Origin of the sequence: Xanthomonas hortorum (assembly GCF_024339125.1) — a bacterium.
Taxonomy (GTDB): Bacteria; Pseudomonadota; Gammaproteobacteria; order Xanthomonadales; family Xanthomonadaceae; genus Xanthomonas; species Xanthomonas hortorum.
In genome coordinates, this window is record NZ_CP101417.1 from 664,748 (window position 1) to 685,744 (window position 20,997).

The following is a 20,997-nucleotide window of genomic DNA, read 5'->3' on the forward strand; positions in this document are numbered from 1 at the left end:
CTTGCCGGTCATCAGCGCCCGACTGCCAAGACGCTGCCCGCATCGATTGCCGAAAGCTGTATTGCGCGAAGTCAACGCCGCATTCCGGAACGTGCGGTCGATCCCGCGTAAGCGGAGGATTACACTGAGCAGCTACGTGAGCGCCTCTTCCCTCCATGTGTTGTTCAGTACCTGCCCGGATGCCGACAGCGCCGATCGCATTGCGCACGCGCTGCTCAACGAGCGCCTGGCCGCCTGCGTCACGCAGGTGCCCGGCGCGCAGTCGCTGTACCGCTGGAATGGGGCGATCGAGCGCAGTCAGGAAGTGCAGCTGTTGATCAAGACCTGGGAAGACCGCCTGCCCGACGCCATTGCGCGGCTGCAGGCACTGCATCCGTATGAACTGCCGGAGGCGGTTGCGGTCCAAGCCAGCGCCGGGCTGCCGGCATATCTCGATTGGGTCCGGGCCGAAACCCGCAAGGAATCCTGACGTCCATGAAGTCTCTGTCCCGCTGGATCGCCCGCTGCGCATTGCTGGCCGTACCGTTGTTCGCAGCCCCACTGGCGCTGCTGGCGCCATTGCCCGCGCAGGCCGCCGTCACCGAGGCCGACCTGCTGCCGGTGGATCAGGCATTCACGCTGAGCGCCACGGCCGATAGCCGCGACAGCATCGCACTGAGCTGGAAGATCGCGCCGGGCTATTACCTGTATCGCCACCGCATCAGCGTCAAAGCCGGGCAAGGCTTTGCCGCCGGTGAACTGGCGCTGCCGGAAGGGCAGAGCAAGCACGACGAGTTCTTCGGCCAGGTGCAGACCTACCGCAAGCAGTTGCAGGCCAAGCTGGCCGGCAAGGCCGAGCCTGCGCTGCGCACCGCCGTGTTGCAGGTGCAGTACCAGGGCTGCGCCGATGCCGGCGTGTGCTACCCGCCGCAGCGTCGCGAACTGCGCGTGAGCCTGCCCGATGCTTCGGCAGCATCGGCCTCGCCCGCCGCCACTGCGCCTGCCGCACAGCGCGAAAACCTGGGGTCGCTGGTGCCGCGTGCACCGGCCGCCGCCCCGCGCCTGTTCGGCAGCCCCGGCCAGGCAGCCGGCGTGGACGCACTGCCACTGCCGGCCGAGCAGGCCTTCAGCTTCGAAGCCATCGTCGGCGACGGCAACAGCCTGTTGCTGCGCTTCACCCCGGCGCCCGGCTATTACATCTACCGCGACCGCACCTCGCTGGCACTGGAAGGCGCCGGCGGCGTGCGGACCGGGCTGCCGCGCTGGCCGCAGGGCAAAGCGCACCGCGACGAGCATTTCGGCGATGTGGTGGTGTATTTCGACCAGGCCGAAGTCACCCTGCCGCTGCTGCGCGACCACGCAGATCCGGCAAAGGTGACCTTGGTAGCGACCTTCCAGGGTTGCCAGACCGACGGCATCTGCTACCCGCCGATGACCCGCCGCGTCGCGCTGGAGTTGCCGCCCGGCACGGTGTCGCCGCAAAACCAGGCGCAGACCGCACCGCTGATGATTTCGCCGCTGGCCGCCGGACAGACGCCCAGCGAACCGGCGCCTGCCGCAAGGCCCGACACCAGCACAGCCCCGGCTGCCGACGCCTCGGCCGGCAACCCGCAACGCACCCAGCCGCCGCATACCGAAAAAGGCCTGCTGGCCATGCTGGTGCTGGCCCTGCTCGGCGGGTTGATCTTGAACCTGATGCCGTGCGTGCTGCCGATCCTGTCGCTGAAAGTGCTGGGGCTGGCGCACAGCGGCGAGAGCCGCAGCCATGCGCGCAGCCATGCCATCTGGTATTCGCTGGGCGTGCTGGTGTCGTTTGCGGCGATCGGCGGGCTGGTGATCGGCCTGCGTGCGGCCGGGCAAGCGGCCGGTTGGGGCTTCCAGCTGCAGCAGCCGTGGTTTGTCGCGGCGCTGGCGTATTTGATGTTTGCGGTGGGCCTGAGCCTGTCGGGCGTGTTTACGCTGGGCAGCAATCTGGGTGGCATCGGCCAGTCGCTGGCCTCGCGCAACGGCCCGCTGGGCGACTTCTTCACCGGAGTGCTGGCCTGCGTGGTGGCCAGCCCCTGCATCGCCCCGTTCATGGGCACCGCCCTGGCGTATGCGTTCACCGCGCCTGCGCTGCTGGCGATGCTGGTGTTCCTGGCCTTGGGCCTGGGCCTGGCGCTGCCGTTCCTGCTGATCGGCTTCATTCCCTCGCTGGCGCGGCGCCTGCCCACGCCCGGCGCGTGGATGGAAACGCTCAAGCAGGTGCTGGCGTTCCCGATGTATCTCACCGCGATATGGCTGCTGTGGGTGCTGGGCAAGCAGCGCGGCGTGGATGCGCTGGCACTGATGCTGGTCGGCGCCACCCTGCTTGCACTGGGCCTGTTCTGCTTCGAGCGCAGCCGCTGGAAGAGCCATCGCCTCGGCATGGGCCTGGCTGCGGTGATGCTGGTGCTGGCCATCGTGCCGGTGATTGCGGTCACCCGCCTCCGCTTGCCGGCCGCCACCGCCGCCGAAGGCGTGGTGACGTTCTCGCCGCAATTGCTCGACCGCCTGCGCGCAGACAACCGCGTGGTGTTCGTCAACATGACCGCCGACTGGTGCGTGACCTGCAAGGCCAACGAAAAGAACGTGCTGAGCAGCGCCGAGTTCCGCGATGCATTGCGCCGGGTCGATGCGGTCTACATGAAGGGCGACTGGACCAACGTCGACCCCAAGATCAGCGCCTTTCTCGATCAGCACCAGGCGGTCGGTGTGCCGTTGTACGTGGTCTATGGGCCCGGCACACCACCGGCGGTATTGCCGACCGTGCTGACCAATGCCATCACCGAGGATGCGTTGTTGCGCGCAGCGCGGTGAGCTATCGCCACGCGCTGTGTGAGCGCTGCGTTTGGTGTGGAGTGCTTGTGCGCGTTGGCGCATGAAGTGATGTGCGCAAGTCGATTAAGAGGCTGCGCAGGCGCACAGACAAACGCGTCTGGCACGCAGGTGTGCTGGATGCCTTCGCACTCACACACGCACGCTCTCTGCCAGCCTTGATCGCTGCGCGGCCGCACGCAATCTTCGGTCGCACAGCGATTGCGGTGCCGACTCAGCGGCCCGCGTAATACGCCGGTTGCGCGATATCGGCCAGTAACCCCAGACCGCTCGGTTGCCACCCCAACTGCTGCCGCGTTGCCTCGCTGGAGGCGGGCACATCTTCGCTGGCGAAGCCTGCAAACCAACCGAAATGCGCGGCATCGCGCGACTCTACCGGCAAGCCCAGCTTGTGCCCGATCGCTTCGGCGATCTCGCGAAATCGCACCCCGCTGTCGGCAACGGCATGGTAAGCGGCCTGACGCGTCGCACCTTCCAGCGCCAGCCGATACAGCCGGGCTGCGTCGGCAACATGCACCGCCGGCCAGCGATTGGCGCCTTCTCCGATGTAGGCCGACACGCCCTTCTCGCGCGCCAGGTCGATCAGCATCGGCACAAAGCCATGGGTTTCGCCAACGCCGTGGACCGAGGACGGCAACCGAATGGTGGCCGCACGCACGCCACGCTCACCGAGCAGGCGCGTGGCCTCATCCGAACGGCGCGGATAGGACGGATCCGATGCAGGCAGATCGGCCTCGCTGGCGACCCGACCGAACGCACGCAACGCCGACAAGGTGGAGGTCACCAACAGCGGCTTGTCGCTGCCCTGCAGCGCGTCGCCCAGCGTGTCGATCACCAGGCGATCCTGCGCGGCATTTTCGGTATAGCGGGAAAAATCGTGATTGAAGGCCAGATGGATCACGCCATCGGCAGCGCGGGCGGCCGCACGCAGGCTGTCCAGATCGTCCAGCGTTGCGTGCAACACGTCGGCGCCTTTCGCCTGCAACGTCTGCGCTTTTTCGGGCGACCGCGCCAGACCGAGCACGCGATGCCCGTGCTGCAGCAACTCATCGACCACCGCTGTGCCCACCCAACCGGTGGCACCTGTGACGAATACATGCATGTGGATCCACCAATTCATGAGGAACCGGAATGCTATCGACGCCAGAGATACCCTTACAGTCGTGAGATTATCCCGGTATAGCCAATAACAGGATCGGACCATGGCCGACGCCACTCTCAGTAGTTACCTGCGCGAGCGGCGCGAACGCCTGGACCCTGCCGCGCTGGGTTATCCCGGCGGCCGGCGGCGCACGCCCGGCCTGCGCCGGGAAGAAGTGGCGCAGCGCGCCAACATCAGCGCCACCTGGTACAGCTGGCTGGAACAAGGCCGCGGCGGTGCGCCCTCGGCGGGCGTGTTGAACCGCATCGCCAAGGCCTTGCTGCTCACCGATGCCGAACGCGAGCACCTGTTCCTGCTCGGGCTGGGGCGCCTGCCCGACGTGCGCTATCACCCGCCCGCCGGCGTCACCCCGCGGCTGCAACGCGTGCTCGATGCCATGGAAACCAGCCCGGCCTTCATCCGCACGGTGAGCTGGGACGTGGTCGCCTGGAACGCGGCGGCCGCGGCGGTGCTCACCGACTACGCAACGTTGCCGTCCAGCGAACGCAATGTGTTGCGGCTGATGTTCCTGAGCCCTGCATCGCGGGTGATGAATCTGGATTGGGAAGGCGTGGCCAGATCGCTGGTCACCGTGTTCCGCGCCGATGCAGCGCGCGCCGGCGCCAACACCGCCATCGCCCCGCTGGTGGAAGAGTTGCGCAGCCGCAGCGAAGATTTCGCCCGCTTGTGGGAAGCCGGCGAGGTCAACGACCCCAGCGATGGCATCAAGCACATCCGCCATCCCATCCTGGGCGAGATGGAGATGGAGTATTCCTCCTTCGCAGTGGAGGGCCGCACCGATCTGATCCTGCTGGTATGCAATCCGGTCCACCAGGCCGACGCCGGCAGCATCCGCGCGTTGACCGGCGGAGTTGAGTCGCGCGGCTGAGCATCGAGACAACATGCAGCGCATTTACGCAGACATAGTTCCGCTGATGACTTCCAACACCTGGGTGTTTCTCTGCGTCGCTCAGGCGCTGAGGTGAGCCATGCTCCGCGCACGCAACGTCGCTGATCTCCCTGCCCGCTGCTGCCAGTCCACACGGTGCGCGGCAAACTAAACGCGCCGACACAATTGAGCAAACGGCCGCACGGCACCAGTCGACGGGCAACGTTCAAGTGCCTACCGCGAAAATGCCACCACACAAGGCTCCGCGTGCTGGCTCCAGGGCAGATGACCCGGAAATTTCAATCATCCGTTTAAAACAAGCCTAACTTCGCCTATCTGGACAGCATCGGCCACATCGCGCAGACTTCCGACCTTTCCGCTCTCCCGGATGTCATGGCCCACTTGCTGCTGTTGCATGGCCCCAACCTCAACCTGCTCGGCACCCGCGAGCCGGAGGTCTACGGGCGCACCACACTGGCGCAGATCGATGCGGCCCTGGTGGACCGCGCGCAGGCGGCCGGGCACACGCTGGCCTGCCTGCAGTCCAATGCCGAGCACGTGCTGGTGGAGCGCATCCACGCCGCGCGCGAAGACAGCACCGCCTACATCCTGATCAACCCGGCTGCCTTCACCCACACCTCGGTGGCGCTACGCGATGCGCTGCTGGGCGTGGGCTTGCCGTTCGTGGAAATCCATCTGTCCAATCCGCATGCGCGCGAGCCATTCCGGCACCACAGCTATCTCAGCGACAAGGCCGACGGGGTGATCTGCGGCTTCGGCGCAGATAGCTACCGGCTGGCGCTGGAAGCGGCGATCGCGCGGCTGGAGCGCGACGCATGACACCCGCATTGCCGGCGCCGACGGCGGCGCCCGCGTCCGGGCCGACGTTCTGACCCCATTCCGCCGGCAACCGCCGGCACTCCCCACCGATTCACCTCATGAGGCCCGTATGGATCTCCGCAAAATCAAGAAACTGATCGACCTGCTCGAAGAATCCAATCTCGCCGAAATCGAGATCAAGGAAGGCGAAGAAAGCGTGCGTCTGGCGCGCGTGCCCAAGGGCACGACCGTGGTCAGCGCGCCGGTGCAGCAGTACGCACCCGCCCCGCTCGCGCAGGCCCCGGCCGCAGCCGCCATGCCGATGCAATCGCCCACCGAAGCCTCCACCGGCGGTGCCAAGCAGGGCCCCGCCTTGCCGGAAGGCCACGTGCTGCGCGCGCCGATGGTCGGCACGTTCTACATCTCGCCGGCCCCGGACAAGCCGGCCTTCGTCACCGTGGGCCAACAGGTCAAGGCCGGCGAAACGCTGGCGATCATCGAGGCGATGAAGATGTTCAACCCGATCGAAGCCGACGTCTCCGGCACCATCGTGGCCATCCTCGGCGAAACCGGCCAGCCAGTGGAATTCGATCAGCCGTTGTTTGTGATCGGCTGATTTGCCGGGACCGGGCTCCGGGGCCCGGGACCCGGAAGAGCGAGAGCAACGCTGACCACTGCGCGCCTTTGCTTTTCCGGGTCCCGGGTCACCGGTCCCCGGTCCCGAACACCATCCCGCGTTCGGAATCCCTCTCCATGCTCGATAAAATCGTCATCGCCAACCGAGGTGAAATCGCGCTGCGCATCCTGCGCGCGTGCCACACGCTCGGCATCCGCACGGTCGCGGTGCATTCCACGGTCGACCGCAACCTCAAGCACGTGGCCATGGCCGACGAGTCGGTGTGTATCGGCCCGGCGGCCTCCAGCGACAGTTACCTCAATATCCCGGCGTTGATCGCCGCGGCCGAGGTCACCGATGCGCAGGCCATCCATCCCGGCTACGGCTTCCTGTCGGAAAACGCCGACTTTGCCGAGCGCGTGGAAGAATCCGGCTTCATCTTCATCGGCCCCAGGGCCGACACCATTCGCCTGATGGGCGACAAGGTGGAAGCGATCCGCGCGATGAAGGCCGCCGGTGTGCCGTGCGTGCCCGGTTCGGGCGGCCCGCTGGGCGATGACATCGTGGCCAACACCAAGGTGGCGCGCGAAATCGGCTACCCGGTGATCATCAAGGCCGCCGGCGGCGGCGGCGGGCGCGGCATGCGCGTGGTGCATTCGGAGGCCGCGTTGAAGGCCGCCATCGAAACCACCAAGTCCGAAGCCAAGGCCGCTTTCAGCAACGATCAGGTCTACATGGAGAAGTTCCTGGAAAATCCGCGTCACGTGGAAATCCAGGTGCTTGCCGATGGCCAGGGCGGTGCGATCCATCTGGGCGAACGCGATTGCTCGATGCAGCGCCGCCACCAGAAAGTGGTGGAAGAAGCGCCGGCACCGGGCATCACCGAAGAACTGCGCAACGAGATCGGCAAGGTCTGCGTGGATGCCTGCATCCGCATCGGCTACCGCGGCGCCGGCACCTTCGAATTCCTGTTCGAAGACGGGCGTTTTTACTTCATCGAAATGAACACCCGCATCCAGGTGGAGCATCCGGTCACCGAGCGCATCACCGGCATCGATCTGGTCTGCGAGCAATTGCGCATTGCCGCCGGGCAGAAGCTCACCATCAAGCAGAGCGACATCGTGTTGCGCGGGCATGCGATCGAGTGCCGCATCAATGCCGAGGACCCGGAAACCTTCATGCCCAACCCGGGTCTGATCACCGCGTTCCATCCGCCCGGCGGCCCCGGTGTGCGCGTGGATACGCACATCTACGCCGGGTACAAGGTGCCGCCGAATTACGACTCGATGATCGGCAAGCTGATCGTGCACGGCCCGGATCGCGAAACCGCGATCGCGCGCATGCGCGTGGCGCTGAGCGAGATGGTGGTGGACGGCATCAAGACCAACATCCCGCTGCAGCAGCGCATCATGCGCGACAAGGGCTTCCAGGCCGGTGGGCAGAACATCCACTATCTGGAAAAGCGCCTGGCCGAGCGCAAGAACAAGTCGATCGCGCTGGTTTGATCGACGCACGCAGATAACGAAAAAGCCCGGGAAACCGGGCTTTTTCGTAGTTCACGCTGCTGACGCACAGACACCGCGCATCACTCGCGCCGCGGCGCAGCCGGCTGCTGGCTACCCGGCACCGGCACGATGCCGCTGGACGAGGACGGGTCGACCACGGTCATGGTTTCGGTGGACCCATCCGGCCACACCACCTGGAAGGTCGCCCCGGCCGGCAATGCCGAAAACGGCATCGCACTGCTGGCGCGATACACCGCTGCCACCTGGCTGGCGCCGTGCCGTCGCTGCTGTTCGTCGGCAGTGACCGTGGTCGACTTGACCGACAACGGCTGGTAACGGTGATCGGCGGTATCGATCATCACGATGCCAACGGCCGCTGCCGAATACGCCACGAACAACGCGACCCAGAACCAGAACTTGGCGCCATGCGCCAACCGACGGTAATTCATGACTGCGCTCCCGGCTCGGACACCAGTGTATCGACCATCTCATCCACCCTGTCTGCTCCCTGCCGCGGCACCGCGGCGTCGAATACGAATGACACAAAATCCTGTGCGCTATCGCGCGAGCAGATGCCCGCGTTGGCGCAATAACTGGTAACCAAGGTGCTTTCGGCGCTGCAATCCAGGCCCAGCCGGCACGCAGCGACCTGCCAGGCCAGTTCGGCGAACTGATCGCCGGCCACATAGCCCTGCAGACTGTCGTCGCCACTGGCACGTGCACCCATGGCCGGGGCAAGCGCCAGATAGGCTTCCGGATCGCGCGAGGCCAGCACGCGCTGCACCAGCGCGCGCTTGTAGGTCGGCGATGTCTGCAAGGGCTCGCCCAGCGCAAGCAATGCCGCCTCGGCAGCCAGGTTGCCGGCGCGCGCGGCGGCCTGACGTTGCTGCGCAACCAACTGCGGGCTCACGCCATCGCTGGGCGCAAAGCCTGCGCAACGCTGCGCCACGCGCTCGCGTGCCGCGTGCATCGCCACCACGCCGGGGGTGTGTTGCGCGGCAATCCATTCGCTGTCGGCAGCATAGCCGGCCGGGCTGGCCGCGTACGGCGCGCAGTAGTCGTAGACCCGGCTCAAGCGCCAACCGGCCTGCGCATCGCCGGCACGCACCTGCTGCTGCAATTGCTGCGCGTAGCGATACAGATCCGTTTGCGCATCCACGGTATCGCGATAGGGCAACTGCAAGGCGGTGCTGCGTTCGGCAGGCGCGTGTAGCGCTGGCGCAAACAAGCTTGCCTGCGTGCTGCTTGCCGGGGCCGCTATCGCTGCAGCGGGCGACTCGGTCGGTTGCGCACGCACATGCCACCACGCTGCCGCTGCCAGCGCAGCAGGAGCGAGCAACAACCAAAGATGGCGGGCACGAGCAAGCGGCATGAACAGCAGCGACCCTGGCGCGGGAAAGCCCGCAGCGACGGCGCGGAGTCTAGCACCCGCCTCTCGCCCGCCGCGGTGCGCAAGCGGGCGCTGCCTGCGCAAACTGCGGGAAGGGCAATGCATGGAGTGATGGTCTGCGCGCGAGTTTGAAGTGAGTGACGCGCTGTGGCGATTTGGTTGCCGAGACGCAAGCGTGCGGCACGCCCTGCAGCGGGACACGCTCCGCCGAATGCACTGAAACGCCGAGCACCGCACCACCGGCGCTCGATGCGCTGCCTCGTCGATGCCGGTGCCACCCTTCGACATCGATCTTCAACCTCCGCATCGTCATTGCGCACCGATTGCCCAGACCGCCCCTTCCGCAGCTTCGCGCAAGAGCCCGCCTGCACGAATGGTCTACGATGCACGCTTTCGAATTGCCCAACTGCCACGATGCCGTTTCTTGAACTGACCCTGCCCTGCTCCGATGCCACCCAGCCCCGTTACCAAAATGCGCTGGACGATATCGGCGCGCTGGCGGTGACGCTGCTCGACGCCAATGCCGATACCAGCAACGAGCGCGCCATTCTCGAACCCGGCGTTGGCGAAACGCCGATGTGGAACACGATAGTGCTGAACGCGCTGTTCGACGGCGACAGCGATGCGCTGGTGCTGCTCGCCGCACTGGAAGCGTTCGATCCCGGGCTGGACTGGAGCCAGGTCGGGTTCCGCACGGTCGAAGACACCGATTGGGAACGTGCCTGGATGGATCAGTTCAAGCCGATGCAGTTCGGCGCGCGCACCTTCATCGTGCCGTGGAATCACGATCTGCCCGAGGCCGCGCAAGCGCCCAACGCTGCGGTAGTGCGGCTGGATCCGGGCCTGGCCTTCGGCTCGGGCACGCACCAGACCACCGCGCTGTGTCTGCGCTGGCTGGACAGCCTGGCCGGCAGCGGCGAACTGCAGGGCCGCCGCGTGCTCGATTTCGGCTGCGGTTCGGGCATTCTCGCCGTCGCCGCGCTGAAGCTGGGTGCCGCTAGCGCGGTGGGCGTGGACTACGATCCGCAGGCGGTACTGGCCACCGCCGACAATGCCGCGCGCAATGCCGTGGAGGCGCAGCTGGCGGTGTATCTGCCGCAGGACGAGCCGGTGCAGACGTATCCGGTGGTGGTGGCCAATATCCTGGCCTCGGCGCTGGATACCCTGGCCGAGACCCTGGCCGCACGTGTGGCACCCGGCGGACGGATTGCGCTGTCGGGCATCCTGCACGGCCAGGAAGACGAGCTGCTGCAACGCTACGCGCCGTGGTTCGAGCAACTGCGCTGCGAACGCGACGAAGACTGGATGCGCATCGACGGCATACGCCGCGCCTGACGCATCCCGGGTTTACCGCAGGGGCCGGCCGGCGCGGATCTGCGCGGTGGTCAGCGCGTCGGCAACGCTGATCGCGCGCAACCGGGTCACCGTCTGCCAACCATCGCGCTGCAGCGCTTCGTTGCGCCAGCGCCCGGCGTGTCTGGCCACGCGCACGCGGAGCAATGCATCGGCCAGCAACACCACCGCCCAGGCAATGGACGATACCCACGCCTGTGCGCCGATCATGGCCAGGCCGCCAGCCAGGCCCACGAGTAACAGGCCCAGCGCCAGCAACCGCCATTGCCGATGACGCAGCGCCCACGCGCGCGGCGCCAGTCCGGCCGACCAATGCACGCCTTCGCGCACGGCCGTCCAGTCCGCACCGCGCTGCCAGATCTGGTAACACGGCGCGCCGCGAAAGTGCGCAACAGCGGGATCCAATGGCGAATGCGCAGGCCAGGGCGCCACCTCAGGTGGTGCCGACGGTGCTGAATCCCGTCGCGCTGGATCGAATTTGGGAGCGGCTGGCTCGACCATGAACACCTTCCTTGAGTTCGCTGTGATGTCGTCGTCATCGACACGTAGACAGTATCGCAAACATATGGCGATATGAAAGTTATACGAACTATCTCCCGGCGCTGCTAGAGCTATATCTCCCGGCCCTGTCTGCCATTCATCGGTGCCGTGTGAGCAAGCTGTACGAGCGAGTACGCGAAGCCCGCAGCTTCACCAAGCTGACCCAGGAAGCCCTGGCCGGCGAACTGGGGGTCACCCGCAGTGCCGTCGCTCAATGGGAAATGGCCGAAGGCACCGCGCCTTCGGTGGAGAATCTGATCGGCCTGGCCAAGCGCAGCGGCATGGCGTTCGAATACCTGGCCACCGGGCGCGGCGAGCGGACATTCGGCCCGCCGGTCTCGGCGATCGCCGAAGAACCCGCCCAATACCGTCGCCTGGACGACCAGCAGCGCGTGCTGCTGTCGCGCTTCGATACGCTGGCACCGCGTCAGCGCAGTGGCTTGCTCGATCTATTGCTGGCAGAGACCAAGACGCGTCGGCGGCGGTGATTCGGGATTCGGGATTCGGGATTCGGGATTCGGGAAGAGCTTGCTTGTCTGCGTTTGACCAGGCAAGCCACTCCGACAAGGACCGCTGAGTGTTGACGCTGCGATTCGAGATTCGCATTGGGAGCTCGCTCTGAGCCCGCCTGGTCTGTTGGCTGCCGCGCGTTGGCGCTTGTCCGCCGCAGCCAGAGGTGTTGCGAAAATGCAGTCAACGCCACTGCCGCGCGCGCTTCATGCAAGGCACACCTGCTGAAGCACCCGGGTTCGCCCATTGGCGTGCGCGTGGTTGAATAGGGGTCTTCCCGCTGCACGTCTGCCGATGTCCGAGACTCCGCCACCGCGCCGCCCCCTGGCCACGTTTCTGCGTGCGACGCCGGCTGCCCCATCGCTGATTCCCACGCCGGCGGTGCCACCTGCCGAGCCGCCCGAGCAGCCGCTGCCGGTACCGACGCGCCAGTTGCCGCCCGCGCCATTGGCAGAGCCGGCCGCCGCGCCGCCGGCCGCGGTCGTTCCGCCGCCGGTGGCGCCGCTGGTGACAGCGCCGCGCGCCGACACGGCACGCGCGGCCACCACCACCCCACGCAGCGATGATCGCCAAACTGCAGCAGGCGACGCCAATCCGGATCGATTGGAGTGGAACACCGCCAGCACGCGCGACGTACCCGGCGATACCGAGGAAGACACAACGCTCGGCGCTGATGACAACCGCGATCCGATCTCTAGTTACGCCGGCACGCATTCGACTGGCGCAGTTGTCGGCAGCATCGCGGACGCAGGCCAGGAGACCGATCTCGATGCCGATGCCGATGCCGAGCAACATCTCAATTTCGATGTCGATCGCGATCCCAGACCCGACACCGCCGCCGCCCCGGCATCCGAGACCACTCCGCAACCAGCCACCAAAGCAACCCTCAGCGATGCGGGCCACGCCGGCACCACCACCGCCGCACACTTTCAGCCACTCCCAGCCGCAGCCCAACCCGCGCCCGCCTTCGCACGCCGCGGCTTCACCCGGCCGCGTCTGCGCGCCAGCGGGCGGCAATGGGCGCTGTTGGTCGGCTTGATCGGTTTGTTAGCGCTGCAGATCGTCATCGCCGACCGCGCGCGCCTGGCCGCGGACGCGCGCTGGCGGCCGCTGGTCGGCGCGGCCTGCGAGGTGCTGCGGTGCACGCTACCGGCGTGGCGCGAACCGGCCGCGCTGACGCTGCTCAACCGCGATGTGCGGCCGCTGCCCGCCAACCCCGGCGTGCTGCAGATCCAGGCCAGCTTCCGCAACGACGCGCGCTGGGCGCAGGCCTGGCCGTGGCTGCAGCTGTCGCTGTCGGATGCCGACGGCCGGGTGATCGGCACGCGTGTGCTGGCACCGCAGGAGTATCTGGGCCAACGCCCGGGCGCGCAGGACACGCTCGCGCCCGGCCAGGCGGTGCAGGTGGCGTTTCGCGTGCGCGAACCGGCCGCCAGCACCGCCGCCTTCAGTTTCGATTTCCGTTGAACGGACGCGGCCGGCCACCGATGGCCACACGGGCGTGGCGAGCGATGAGGTCACGCGCTAGACTCACTCCCCCTCGCCGGCCACGCATCCCGGCTTCGTGACACTGGGAAACCTCCTTTGAACGCAGCCCCCTCTCGTCCTGACACCAGTCGTGGCGCCCCGAAGTCGCCGCTGCGCGAACACGTGGCCCAGTCCGTCCGCCGTTATCTGCGCGACCTGGACGGCAGCGACGCCGATGATGTGTATGAAATCGTGCTGCGCGAGATGGAGATCCCGTTGTTCGTCGAAGTGCTCAACCACTGCGAAGGCAACCAGAGCCGCGCCGCGGCGATGCTGGGCATCCATCGGGCGACGTTGCGCAAGAAGTTGAAAGAGTACGGGCTGACCTAACGCCGGGATTAGGGATTAGGGATTAGGGATTAGGGAAGCGTAAGCGCGGTGCTGCGTCGCTGGCTGTTCAGTGCGCTCCACTGCCGTGGTTGACGGAGCCAAGCCGCTCTGCGCGCTGATGCATGGAGCGTCGTCTGGATGCCTCGCTATGCCGATGCGGATCCAGGGCCGACATGCGCGTTTCACTCTTGGTGACCCGCTTCAGGGACTGGCAACGCTGGGCGGGCGGCAGTCATCGGGGTCACCGCAATGCGTGTTTGAGCAGATCAGGCCAACTGCCGCTCATCGGGCAGTTGGCCGCAGCCGTTGATCAACGCCACCGATCGCTTGCGTGCGTTGCTTGCTCAGTGGGGTGCATGCGCGTCAGGCGCGTGATCCGCTGCAGACGCCGGCCCGCCGCCATGCTCGAGCACGATGGTGTCGATCGTGTCGAAAGGATCGTCGAATTTTTCGACCACGTTCTTGTCGTCGTCGACCTGATAGGCGGTGTCGGCCTCGACGCCCTCCTCGCCGGTCTTGGCAATGATGTTGGTATAGCGCTTGCCGTCCCAGCATCGGAAGATCAGCACCGAATCTTCGCCACCGGTGAGGGTGGAGCCCAGGCTACCGATCAATCGGCTGTTGGCGCCCGCGGTCAGGATGCTGTTCTTGCCGGCGGTCAACTTGCTGCGGTCGCCTGCCATCAGCGTGCAATCGTCGCCTGCGGTGAGTTTGCTGCGGTCCCCGGCGGTGAGGAAGCTGTTGCTGCCGGCCAGCAACTTGCTGCGATCGCCGGCGATCTGGGTGCTGTCGGCGCCGGCGATCAGCTTGCTGCGGTCGCCTGCGGTCTGGATGCTGCCCCTGCCGGCGATCAGCGTGCTGCGCGAACCGGCCGTCTGCGAACTCAGCTTGCCGGCGATCAACATGCTGCGATGGCCGGCAATCTGGGTACTTTCGTGTCCTGCGATCAACGAGCTTCCGTAGCTTGCGATCTGGTTGCTGCCATAGCCGGCGGTCAGATAGCTGCGCACGCCACTGGTCAAGGTGCTGCCGTAACCGGCGATCAGCGAGCTGTCCTGGCCTGCGGTCTCGGTGCTGCCGTAGCCTGCCGTCAGCGTGCTGTTGTCCAGCGCCATCAGGGTGCTGCCGTAGCCGGCGGTCAGCGTGCTGTCGCCACCGGCGGTCTGGCTGCTGCCGTAGCCGGCGATCAGCGTGCTGGAAAACCCGGCGATTTCGGTACTGCCGTAGCCGGCGGTCAGCGAGCTGTTTTCCAGCGCGGTCAGGGTGCTGCCGTAACCGGCGGTCAGGGTGCTTTCGTAGCCGGCGGTCTGGGTGCTGCCATACCCCGCGATCAGGGTGCTTTCGTAACCGGCGGTGGAATTGCTGCCGTAACCGGCGGTCAGAATGCTGCCATGGCCGGCCGTTTGCGTGCTGCCGTAGCCGGTGGTGAGCCAACTGATTTCCTGCGCCGTCTGGGTGCTGCCGTAGCCGGCGGTCAAGGTACTTTCGTAGCCGGCCGTCTGTGTGCTGCCATAGCCGGCAATCAACGAACTCTGGAAGCTGGCGGTGGACGTACTGCCGTAGCCAGTGATCAGCCAGCTGCTGCTCTGCGCGGTCTGGGTACTGCCGTAACCGGCCGTCAGGAAGCTGTCGTAACCGGCGGTCTGGGTGCTGCCATAACCCGCGATCAGCGAGCTGTCCGGGCCGGCCATGGAGGAACTGCCGTAGCCGGCGATCAGCGAACTGCTTTCCTGCGCGGTCTGCGTGCTGCCATAGCCGGTGGTGAGAATGCTCTTGTAACCGGCGGTCTGGGTACTGCCATAGCCGGCAATCAGCGTACTGTCGTGGCCGGCGGTCGATGTGCTGCCGTAACCGGTGGTGAGCGTGCTGCGCTCCTGCGCGGTCTGGGTGCTGCCGTAGCCGGCGGTGAGGATGCTTTTGAAGCCCGCCGTCTGGGTGCTGCCGTAGCCGGCGATCAGCGAACTATCGGAGCCGGCAGTGGACGAACTGCCATAGCCGGCAGTGAGCATGCTGCCTTCTTGCGCGGTCTGGGTGCTGCCGTAACCGGTGGTCAGGATGCTCTTGAAGCCGGCGGTCTGGGTGCTGCCATAGCCGGCGATCAGCGAACTGTCCGAACCCGCGGTTGAGGTGCTGCCGTAACCGGCGGTGAGGTCACTGCCCTTACGTGCGGTTTGCGTACTGCCATAGCCGGCAGTGAGCGAGCTGTCGCCTCCGGAGGTCTGGGTGCTGCCATAGCCGGCGATCAGCGTGCTGTCGGCACCGGCGGTCGACGTGCTGCCATAGCCGGTGGTGAGGTCACTGCCCTTACGTGCGGTTTGCGTGCTGCCGTAGCCTGCAGTGAGCGAGCTGTCGCCCCCGGAGGTCTGGGTGCTGCCATAACCGGCGATCAGCGTGCTGTCGGCACCGGCGGTCGACGTGCTGCCATAGCCGGTGGTGAGGTCGCTGCCCTTGCGTGCGGTTTGCGTGCTGCCATAGCCTGCAGTGAGCGAACTTTCCCCGCCGGAGGTCTGGGTACTTCCGTACCCTGCAATCAAGGTGCTGTCGGCACCGGCCGTGGAGGTGCTGCCATAGCCGGTGGTCAGGTCGCTACCGCTGCGCGCCGTTTGCGTGCTGCCGTAGCCGGCGGTCAGCGAACTGTCGCCGCCCGATGTCTGGGTGCTGCCGTAACCGGCAATCAAGGTACTGTCGGCGCCGGCCGTGGAGGTACTGCCGTAGCCGGTGGTGAGATCGCTGCCTTTGCGCGCCGTCTGGGTGCTTCCATAACCAGCAGTCAGCGAGCTTTCGCCGCCGGAGGTCTGCGTGCTGCCATAACCGGCGATCAAGGTGCTGTCGGCACCCGCTGTGGAGGTGCTGCCGTAGCCGGTGGTGAGGTCGCTGCCCTTGCGTGCGGTTTGCGTGCTGCCATATCCGGCGGTGAGCGAACTGTCGCCACCAGCGGTTTGCGTGCTGCCGTAGCCTGCAACCAAGGTGCTGTCGGCGCCGGCCGTGGAGGTGCTGCCATAGCCGGTTGTCAGGTCGCTGCCGCTGCGTGCGGTCTGCGTGCTGCCGTAGCCGGCGGTCAGCGAACTGTCGCCACCAGAGGTTTGCGTGCTGCCGTAACCAGCGATCAAGGTGCTGTCACCACCGGCCGTGGAGGTGCTGCCGTAGCCGGTTGTCAGGTCGCTGCCGCTGCGCGCGGTCTGCGTGCTGCCGTAGCCGGCGGTCAGCGAACTGTCGCCACCAGAGGTTTGCGTGCTGCCGTAACCGGCGATCAAGGTGCTGTCACCACCGGCAGTCGAGGTACTGCCGTAGCCGGCGGTCAGATCGCTGCCTTTGCGGGCGGTCTGCGTGCTGCCGTAGCCGGCGGTGAGCGAACTTTCGCCACCGGAGGTCTGGGTGCTGCCATAACCGGCGATCAAGGTGCTATCTGCACCGGCGGTTGCGGTGCTGCCATAGCCGGCGGTCAGATCGCTGCCTTTGCGGGCGGTTTGCGTGCTGCCGTAGCCGGCGGTGAGCGAACTGTCCCCGCCGGAGGTCTGGGTGCTGCCATAGCCGGCGATCAACGTGCTGTCGGCACCGGCGGTGGAGGTGCTGCCGTAACCCGCAGTGAGGTCGCTGCCGGTGCGGGCGGTCTGGGTGCTGCCGTAGCCTGCCGTCAGCGAGCTGTCGTTGCCCGATGTCTGCGTACTGCCATAACCGGCGATCAGCGAGCTATCGGCACCTGCGGTGCCCGTGCTGCCGTAGCCGGCGGTGAGGTCACTGCCGTCCTGCGCTGTCTGCGTGCTGCCATAGCCGGCAGTGAGCGAGCTTTCTCCGCCCGAGGTCTGGGTGCTGCCGTAGCCGGCGATCAGCGAGCTATCGGTGCCCGCCGTGCTGGTGCTGCCGTAGCCTGCAGTGAGATCGCTGCCGTTCTGCGCGGTCTGGGTGCTGCCGTAGCCGGCAGTCAACGAGCTGTCGCCGCCGGAGGTTTGCGTGCTGCCATAGCCGGCGATCAGCGAGCTGTCTGCACCGGCGGTTTCGGTACTGCCGTAACCTGCCGTCAGCTCGCTGCCCTGGCGAGCGGTCTGGGTGCTGCCATAGCCGGCAGTGAGCGTGCTGCCCCCGCCTGCGGTCTGGGAGCTGCCATAGCCGGCCACGATGGTGCTGTCGGATCCGGCCACGCCGGTGCTGCCATAGCCGGCGATCAACTCACTGCCGTTACCCGCGGTCTCGGTACTTCCATAGCCTGCGATCAGCTGACTCTGATCGGCGCCGGTGAGCGTGCTGCCATAGGTGGCGATTTCGCGTGTGCGCAGGATCGCATGTGACGGCTGCGCGGCTTGTGGGTCGGTGCCGTTAGGCGGTGATGGAAGTGGCGCGGTGGAATGCGGACCGCTTTCAACAGCCGGCGCGGTGAACTGCGCGTGCGGTGCCTTGGGCGTGAATTCCGCAGCCATGACGGTGTCGACAGGCAAGTCGGGTTTGGGTGGCGCGTGTTGCTCGATGCCGGCGGCGATGCAGCTCATCGCGCCTGCACGGTTACCGGCGTAGACCACGTCGGCCTTGGGAAACTTGATCATTCCCTCTTCGCCCAACCAGATGATGTCGGCGGTCTCCACCATGCACACCACCCAGTGCGCATCGGCATGCATGTTCAGATGCGCATTGGTTCCCTGCCCCCACAACAAACCGGTCAAACCATTTTCCTGTTTGACGCTAGGCTGCCAATGCCTGCATTCAACCGGACCGCTTTTCGGCCAGATCAATCCGCAATGATCGGACATGTTGTTTGTGCATGTGCGTAATGCCAAAACTTTTTCACGATTCATAAGATAATCTCATCTGAATTTTCTAAAACAGCCGCGCAAGTCAGGTTCATGCCATCGCCGATAGAAAGATGGGAGCGTCGCCCATGCGGGCGAAACGCATCCTCCCGCTGGCAAGGACTGCGTCGGAACGGCAATGGTGGTCCTTCGGGAACGCCCTAGGGCGCGAAGTGCGCTGGGGTGTCTTGCTTGAATCGCAGGGTCATGGATCGCCGTGACGGCAAGACGCAGCTAGGGGTGAGGGCAAGGCTGGCTCCTGCGCGGCAGCCCTTGCAGCAAGTAGTGGTGGACGCCTCGCCGACAGCGTCATTGCCTTTGAACGTTAGGGAACTCAACAGATCAGCGAGTCCAGATCGTGATTCAGCAGCACGTGACAGATGTCGCCGCAGCAGAAAATATGTTTCCGATACCGAAGCGCGAAAAGCGCGTTGCGCCGAGATTTCCAACTTTTTTTCTAAATATGCGAACTGGTCTTGATTATGTCATTCAGCGAATCGCTCGCTTTCGAAAAGATCGGCAGCCCGCCGATTTTTTACAGCAAAATATTTTCGTGATTAACGCCTGATTTATTGGTGAATTGGCTCACTAAATCAATTTAAACACGATGGTCGAATGTCGCTTTTCGGATGTGCGCTCCGTCATTTGGCGTTTGTGACGCGGACTTTATCTGAATGCATCAGCGCTCTTCTTCTCTACCGGGTCGATCAAGTGCGGCGGCTGCCGCATTTACGGCAAGCCGTCAGCGCGCTGCCATGACTGACATCAGCTGCACGCCAGCACACGACACCACCGCAGGCGGCCGTTCGATTGCCGGTATCTCGTCGAGTGCCAGACAGCCTTGGGTGGAGCGATCGCTTCGCCGACGCCTGCGTGATCATGTCTGGCGACCGAACAACCCGACCGAGCGGCACGTGGTCGTCACCTGCTGTCGCCCGATGCCGTTGCGCTCTAGCGCCCACCAACCCTGCGTCCGTAGCAGCGCCTGGAAGCTTCCCGCCAGCACGCAGATCAAGGCCATCGCAAAGGTGTTGAGCCCATCGCGCGCTGTCGCGGCCTACAATATCGGCTGCCCCGCAATGACATCCCCCACCGATGGCCTCTGATTTCCTGCCCGTGCGCCGGGCCCTGCTCTCCGTTTCCGACAAGACCGGCCTGATCGATCTGGCCCGCGCGCTGGTGGCGCGTCACGTCGAGCTGCTGTCCACCGGCGGCACCGCCAAGGCGATCCGCGAGGCCGGTTTGCCGGTTACCGACGTCGCCGAGCTGACCGGTTTCCCGGAGATGATGGACGGCCGCGTCAAAACCCTGCACCCGCTGGTGCACGGCGGCCTGCTCGGCCGCGCCGGCATCGATGAGGCGGTGATGGCCGCACACGGCATCGTGCCGATCGACCTGCTGGTGCTGAACCTGTATCCGTTCGAGTCGGTGACCGCCAAGGCCGATTGCACACTGGCCGATGCGGTGGAAAACATCGACATCGGCGGCCCGGCGATGCTGCGCTCGGCGGCGAAGAACTTCGCCCGCGTGGCGGTGGCCACCGACCCGGCGCAGTACGCCGAGTTGCTGGCCGAACTCGATGCCAACGACGGTCAATTGTCGGCGGCCAAGCGCTTTGCGTTGTCGGTGGCTGCGTTCAACCGCGTGGCGCAGTACGACGCGGCGATCAGCAACTATCTCTCGGCAGTGGCCGATAGCGCCGAAAGTGTGCCCACGCGCAGCCCGTTCCCGGCGCAGATCAATTCCAATTTCATCAAGGTGATGGACCTGCGCTACGGCGAAAACCCGCACCAGTCCGGCGCGTTCTACCGCGACCTGTATCCGGTGCCGGGCACCTTGGCCACCTTCCAGCAGTTGCAGGGCAAGGAACTGAGCTACAACAACCTGGCCGACGCCGATGCGGCATGGGAATGCGTGCGCCAGTTCGATGCGCCGGCCTGCGTGATCGTCAAACACGCAAACCCCTGCGGTGTGGCGGTGGGCGCGGCCTGCGGCGATGCCTACGAGCTGGCCTATGCGACCGACCCGACCAGCGCCTTCGGCGGCATCCTGGCCTTCAACAAGACGCTGGATGCGGCCACTGCAAAAGCGATTCTGGACCGCCAGTTCGTCGAGGTGTTGATCGCGCCGGACTACGAGCCCGGCGCGCTCGAGTACGCGACCAAGAAAGCCAATGTGCGCGTGCTCAAGATTCCGCACGGCAACGGCCTCAACAACTACGACACCAAGCGCATCGGCTCGGGCCTGCTGATGCAGTCGTCCGACAACCGCGGCATGTCGCTGGGCGAACTGAGCGTGGTCACCCAGCGCGCGCCCAGCGAGGCCGAACTGGGCGATCTGCTGTTCGCCTGGCGCGTGGCCAAGTACGTCAAATCCAACGCGATTGTGTATGCCAAGGACAGCCGCACCATCGGTGTGGGCGCCGGGCAGATGAGCCGCGTGGTCAGCGCCAAGATCGCCGCGCTCAAGGCCGAAGAAGCCAAGCTCACGGTGGCCGGCTCGGTGATGGCATCGGATGCGTTCTTCCCGTTCCGCGACGGCATCGATGCCGCCGCTGCGGCCGGCATCAAGGCGGTGATCCAGCCCGGCGGCTCGATGCGCGACGGCGAAGTGATCGCCGCCGCCGACGAGCACGGCATCGCGATGGTATTCACCGGCGTGCGGCATTTCAGGCACTGACGTGCCGGGATTCGGGAGTGGGGATTCGGGAGTGGCAACATCGCTCTGGTCTCTCCTGTTTCCGGTCTCCGCCTTGCTTCAA

The 20,997-nt window shown here is 65.8% G+C and carries 17 protein-coding genes; 12 read left to right on the forward strand and 5 right to left on the reverse strand.

Features of this window, described 5'->3' with window-relative positions; translation table 11 throughout:
* The first annotated feature begins 136 nt into the window (after window positions 1-136).
* Together cutA and NMB96_RS02685 are read left to right on the forward strand one after the other, a co-directional pair.
* Window positions 137-469, forward strand: coding sequence for a divalent-cation tolerance protein CutA (gene cutA / locus NMB96_RS02680; RefSeq protein ID WP_023902686.1), 333 nt, complete (start codon window positions 137-139; stop codon window positions 467-469).
* 5 nt (window positions 470-474) lie between these two features.
* Window positions 475-2,817 carry a protein-disulfide reductase DsbD family protein gene (locus tag NMB96_RS02685; RefSeq protein ID WP_023902687.1) on the forward strand — a complete coding sequence of 781 codons (2,343 nt, stop codon included), beginning with the start codon at window positions 475-477 and terminating at the stop codon, window positions 2,815-2,817.
* A 232-nt stretch (window positions 2,818-3,049) separates the two neighbouring features.
* Here the strand turns inward: NMB96_RS02685 and NMB96_RS02690 are convergent, their stop codons facing one another.
* Window positions 3,050-3,955 carry an SDR family oxidoreductase gene (locus tag NMB96_RS02690; RefSeq protein ID WP_255086165.1) on the reverse strand — a complete coding sequence of 302 codons (906 nt, stop codon included), beginning with the start codon at window positions 3,953-3,955 and terminating at the stop codon, window positions 3,050-3,052.
* An 82-nt stretch (window positions 3,956-4,037) separates the two neighbouring features.
* Between NMB96_RS02690 and NMB96_RS02695 the strand changes: the two genes are divergently transcribed.
* The 4 genes from NMB96_RS02695 to accC all read left to right on the forward strand — a co-directional run bounded on the left by NMB96_RS02695 (window position 4,038) and on the right by accC (window position 7,805).
* Window positions 4,038-4,865, forward strand: a complete 828-nt coding sequence (locus NMB96_RS02695; RefSeq protein WP_023902690.1) for a helix-turn-helix transcriptional regulator — start codon at window positions 4,038-4,040, stop codon at window positions 4,863-4,865.
* Between the two features lie 393 nt (window positions 4,866-5,258).
* The gene (gene aroQ, locus NMB96_RS02700; RefSeq protein WP_023902691.1) at window positions 5,259-5,705 is read left to right on the forward strand and encodes a type II 3-dehydroquinate dehydratase; all 447 of its coding nucleotides are present in this window, start codon (window positions 5,259-5,261) and stop codon (window positions 5,703-5,705) included.
* Window positions 5,706-5,814: 109 nt separating this feature from the next.
* Entirely contained in the window at window positions 5,815-6,300 is a 486-nt protein-coding gene (accB, locus tag NMB96_RS02705) for an acetyl-CoA carboxylase biotin carboxyl carrier protein (protein ID WP_006451539.1), read from the forward strand.
* A 137-nt stretch (window positions 6,301-6,437) separates the two neighbouring features.
* Window positions 6,438-7,805: an acetyl-CoA carboxylase biotin carboxylase subunit gene (accC, locus tag NMB96_RS02710; protein ID WP_006451537.1), complete on the forward strand. Its 1,368-nt coding sequence runs from the start codon at window positions 6,438-6,440 to the stop codon at window positions 7,803-7,805.
* A gap of 80 nt (window positions 7,806-7,885) precedes the next feature.
* Here the strand turns inward: accC and NMB96_RS02715 are convergent, their stop codons facing one another.
* A complete protein-coding gene (locus NMB96_RS02715; protein WP_006451536.1) occupies window positions 7,886-8,254 on the reverse strand; it encodes a hypothetical protein in 369 nt (122 codons plus the stop codon).
* The gene (locus NMB96_RS02720) at window positions 8,251-9,177 is read right to left on the reverse strand and encodes a hypothetical protein (protein WP_043888951.1); all 927 of its coding nucleotides are present in this window, start codon (window positions 9,175-9,177) and stop codon (window positions 8,251-8,253) included. The genes NMB96_RS02715 and NMB96_RS02720 overlap by 4 nt, the downstream gene beginning before the upstream one ends.
* A 432-nt stretch (window positions 9,178-9,609) precedes the next feature.
* On the opposite strand from NMB96_RS02720, the gene prmA reads away from it, so the two are divergent.
* Complete coding sequence (prmA, locus tag NMB96_RS02725; RefSeq protein WP_255086168.1) at window positions 9,610-10,530, forward strand: 50S ribosomal protein L11 methyltransferase; 921 nt, start codon at window positions 9,610-9,612, stop codon at window positions 10,528-10,530.
* Between the two features lie 12 nt (window positions 10,531-10,542).
* On the opposite strand, the gene NMB96_RS02730 is transcribed toward prmA, so the two are convergent.
* Window positions 10,543-11,055, reverse strand: a complete 513-nt coding sequence (locus tag NMB96_RS02730) for a hypothetical protein (RefSeq protein ID WP_043888953.1) — start codon at window positions 11,053-11,055, stop codon at window positions 10,543-10,545.
* 143 nt (window positions 11,056-11,198) lie between these two features.
* On the opposite strand from NMB96_RS02730, the gene NMB96_RS02735 reads away from it, so the two are divergent.
* The 3 genes from NMB96_RS02735 (at window position 11,199) to fis (ending at window position 13,455) form a co-directional block, all read left to right on the forward strand.
* Entirely contained in the window at window positions 11,199-11,576 is a 378-nt protein-coding gene (locus tag NMB96_RS02735) for a helix-turn-helix domain-containing protein (RefSeq protein ID WP_006451532.1), read from the forward strand.
* A 316-nt stretch (window positions 11,577-11,892) separates the two neighbouring features.
* Window positions 11,893-13,065, forward strand: a complete 1,173-nt coding sequence (locus tag NMB96_RS02740) for a DUF3426 domain-containing protein (protein ID WP_084217828.1) — start codon at window positions 11,893-11,895, stop codon at window positions 13,063-13,065.
* Window positions 13,066-13,182: 117 nt separating this feature from the next.
* On the forward strand, window positions 13,183-13,455 hold the full coding sequence (gene fis, locus NMB96_RS02745; RefSeq protein ID WP_002804983.1) for a DNA-binding transcriptional regulator Fis: 273 nt from the start codon (window positions 13,183-13,185) through the stop codon (window positions 13,453-13,455).
* 344 nt (window positions 13,456-13,799) lie between these two features.
* On the opposite strand, the gene NMB96_RS23475 is transcribed toward fis, so the two are convergent.
* Window positions 13,800-18,242 carry a beta strand repeat-containing protein gene (locus tag NMB96_RS23475; protein WP_349775736.1) on the reverse strand — a complete coding sequence of 1,481 codons (4,443 nt, stop codon included), beginning with the start codon at window positions 18,240-18,242 and terminating at the stop codon, window positions 13,800-13,802.
* Window positions 18,243-18,609: 367 nt separating this feature from the next.
* Here NMB96_RS23475 and NMB96_RS02755 point away from each other — a divergent pair, with 367 nt between their 5' ends.
* Complete coding sequence (locus NMB96_RS02755; RefSeq protein WP_255086170.1) at window positions 18,610-18,804, forward strand: hypothetical protein; 195 nt, start codon at window positions 18,610-18,612, stop codon at window positions 18,802-18,804.
* 527 nt (window positions 18,805-19,331) lie between these two features.
* Window positions 19,332-20,915 (forward strand): bifunctional phosphoribosylaminoimidazolecarboxamide formyltransferase/IMP cyclohydrolase, encoded by a 1,584-nt coding sequence (gene purH, locus NMB96_RS02760; protein ID WP_255086171.1) that lies wholly within the window; start codon window positions 19,332-19,334, stop codon window positions 20,913-20,915.
* Window positions 20,916-20,997 lie beyond the last annotated feature (82 nt).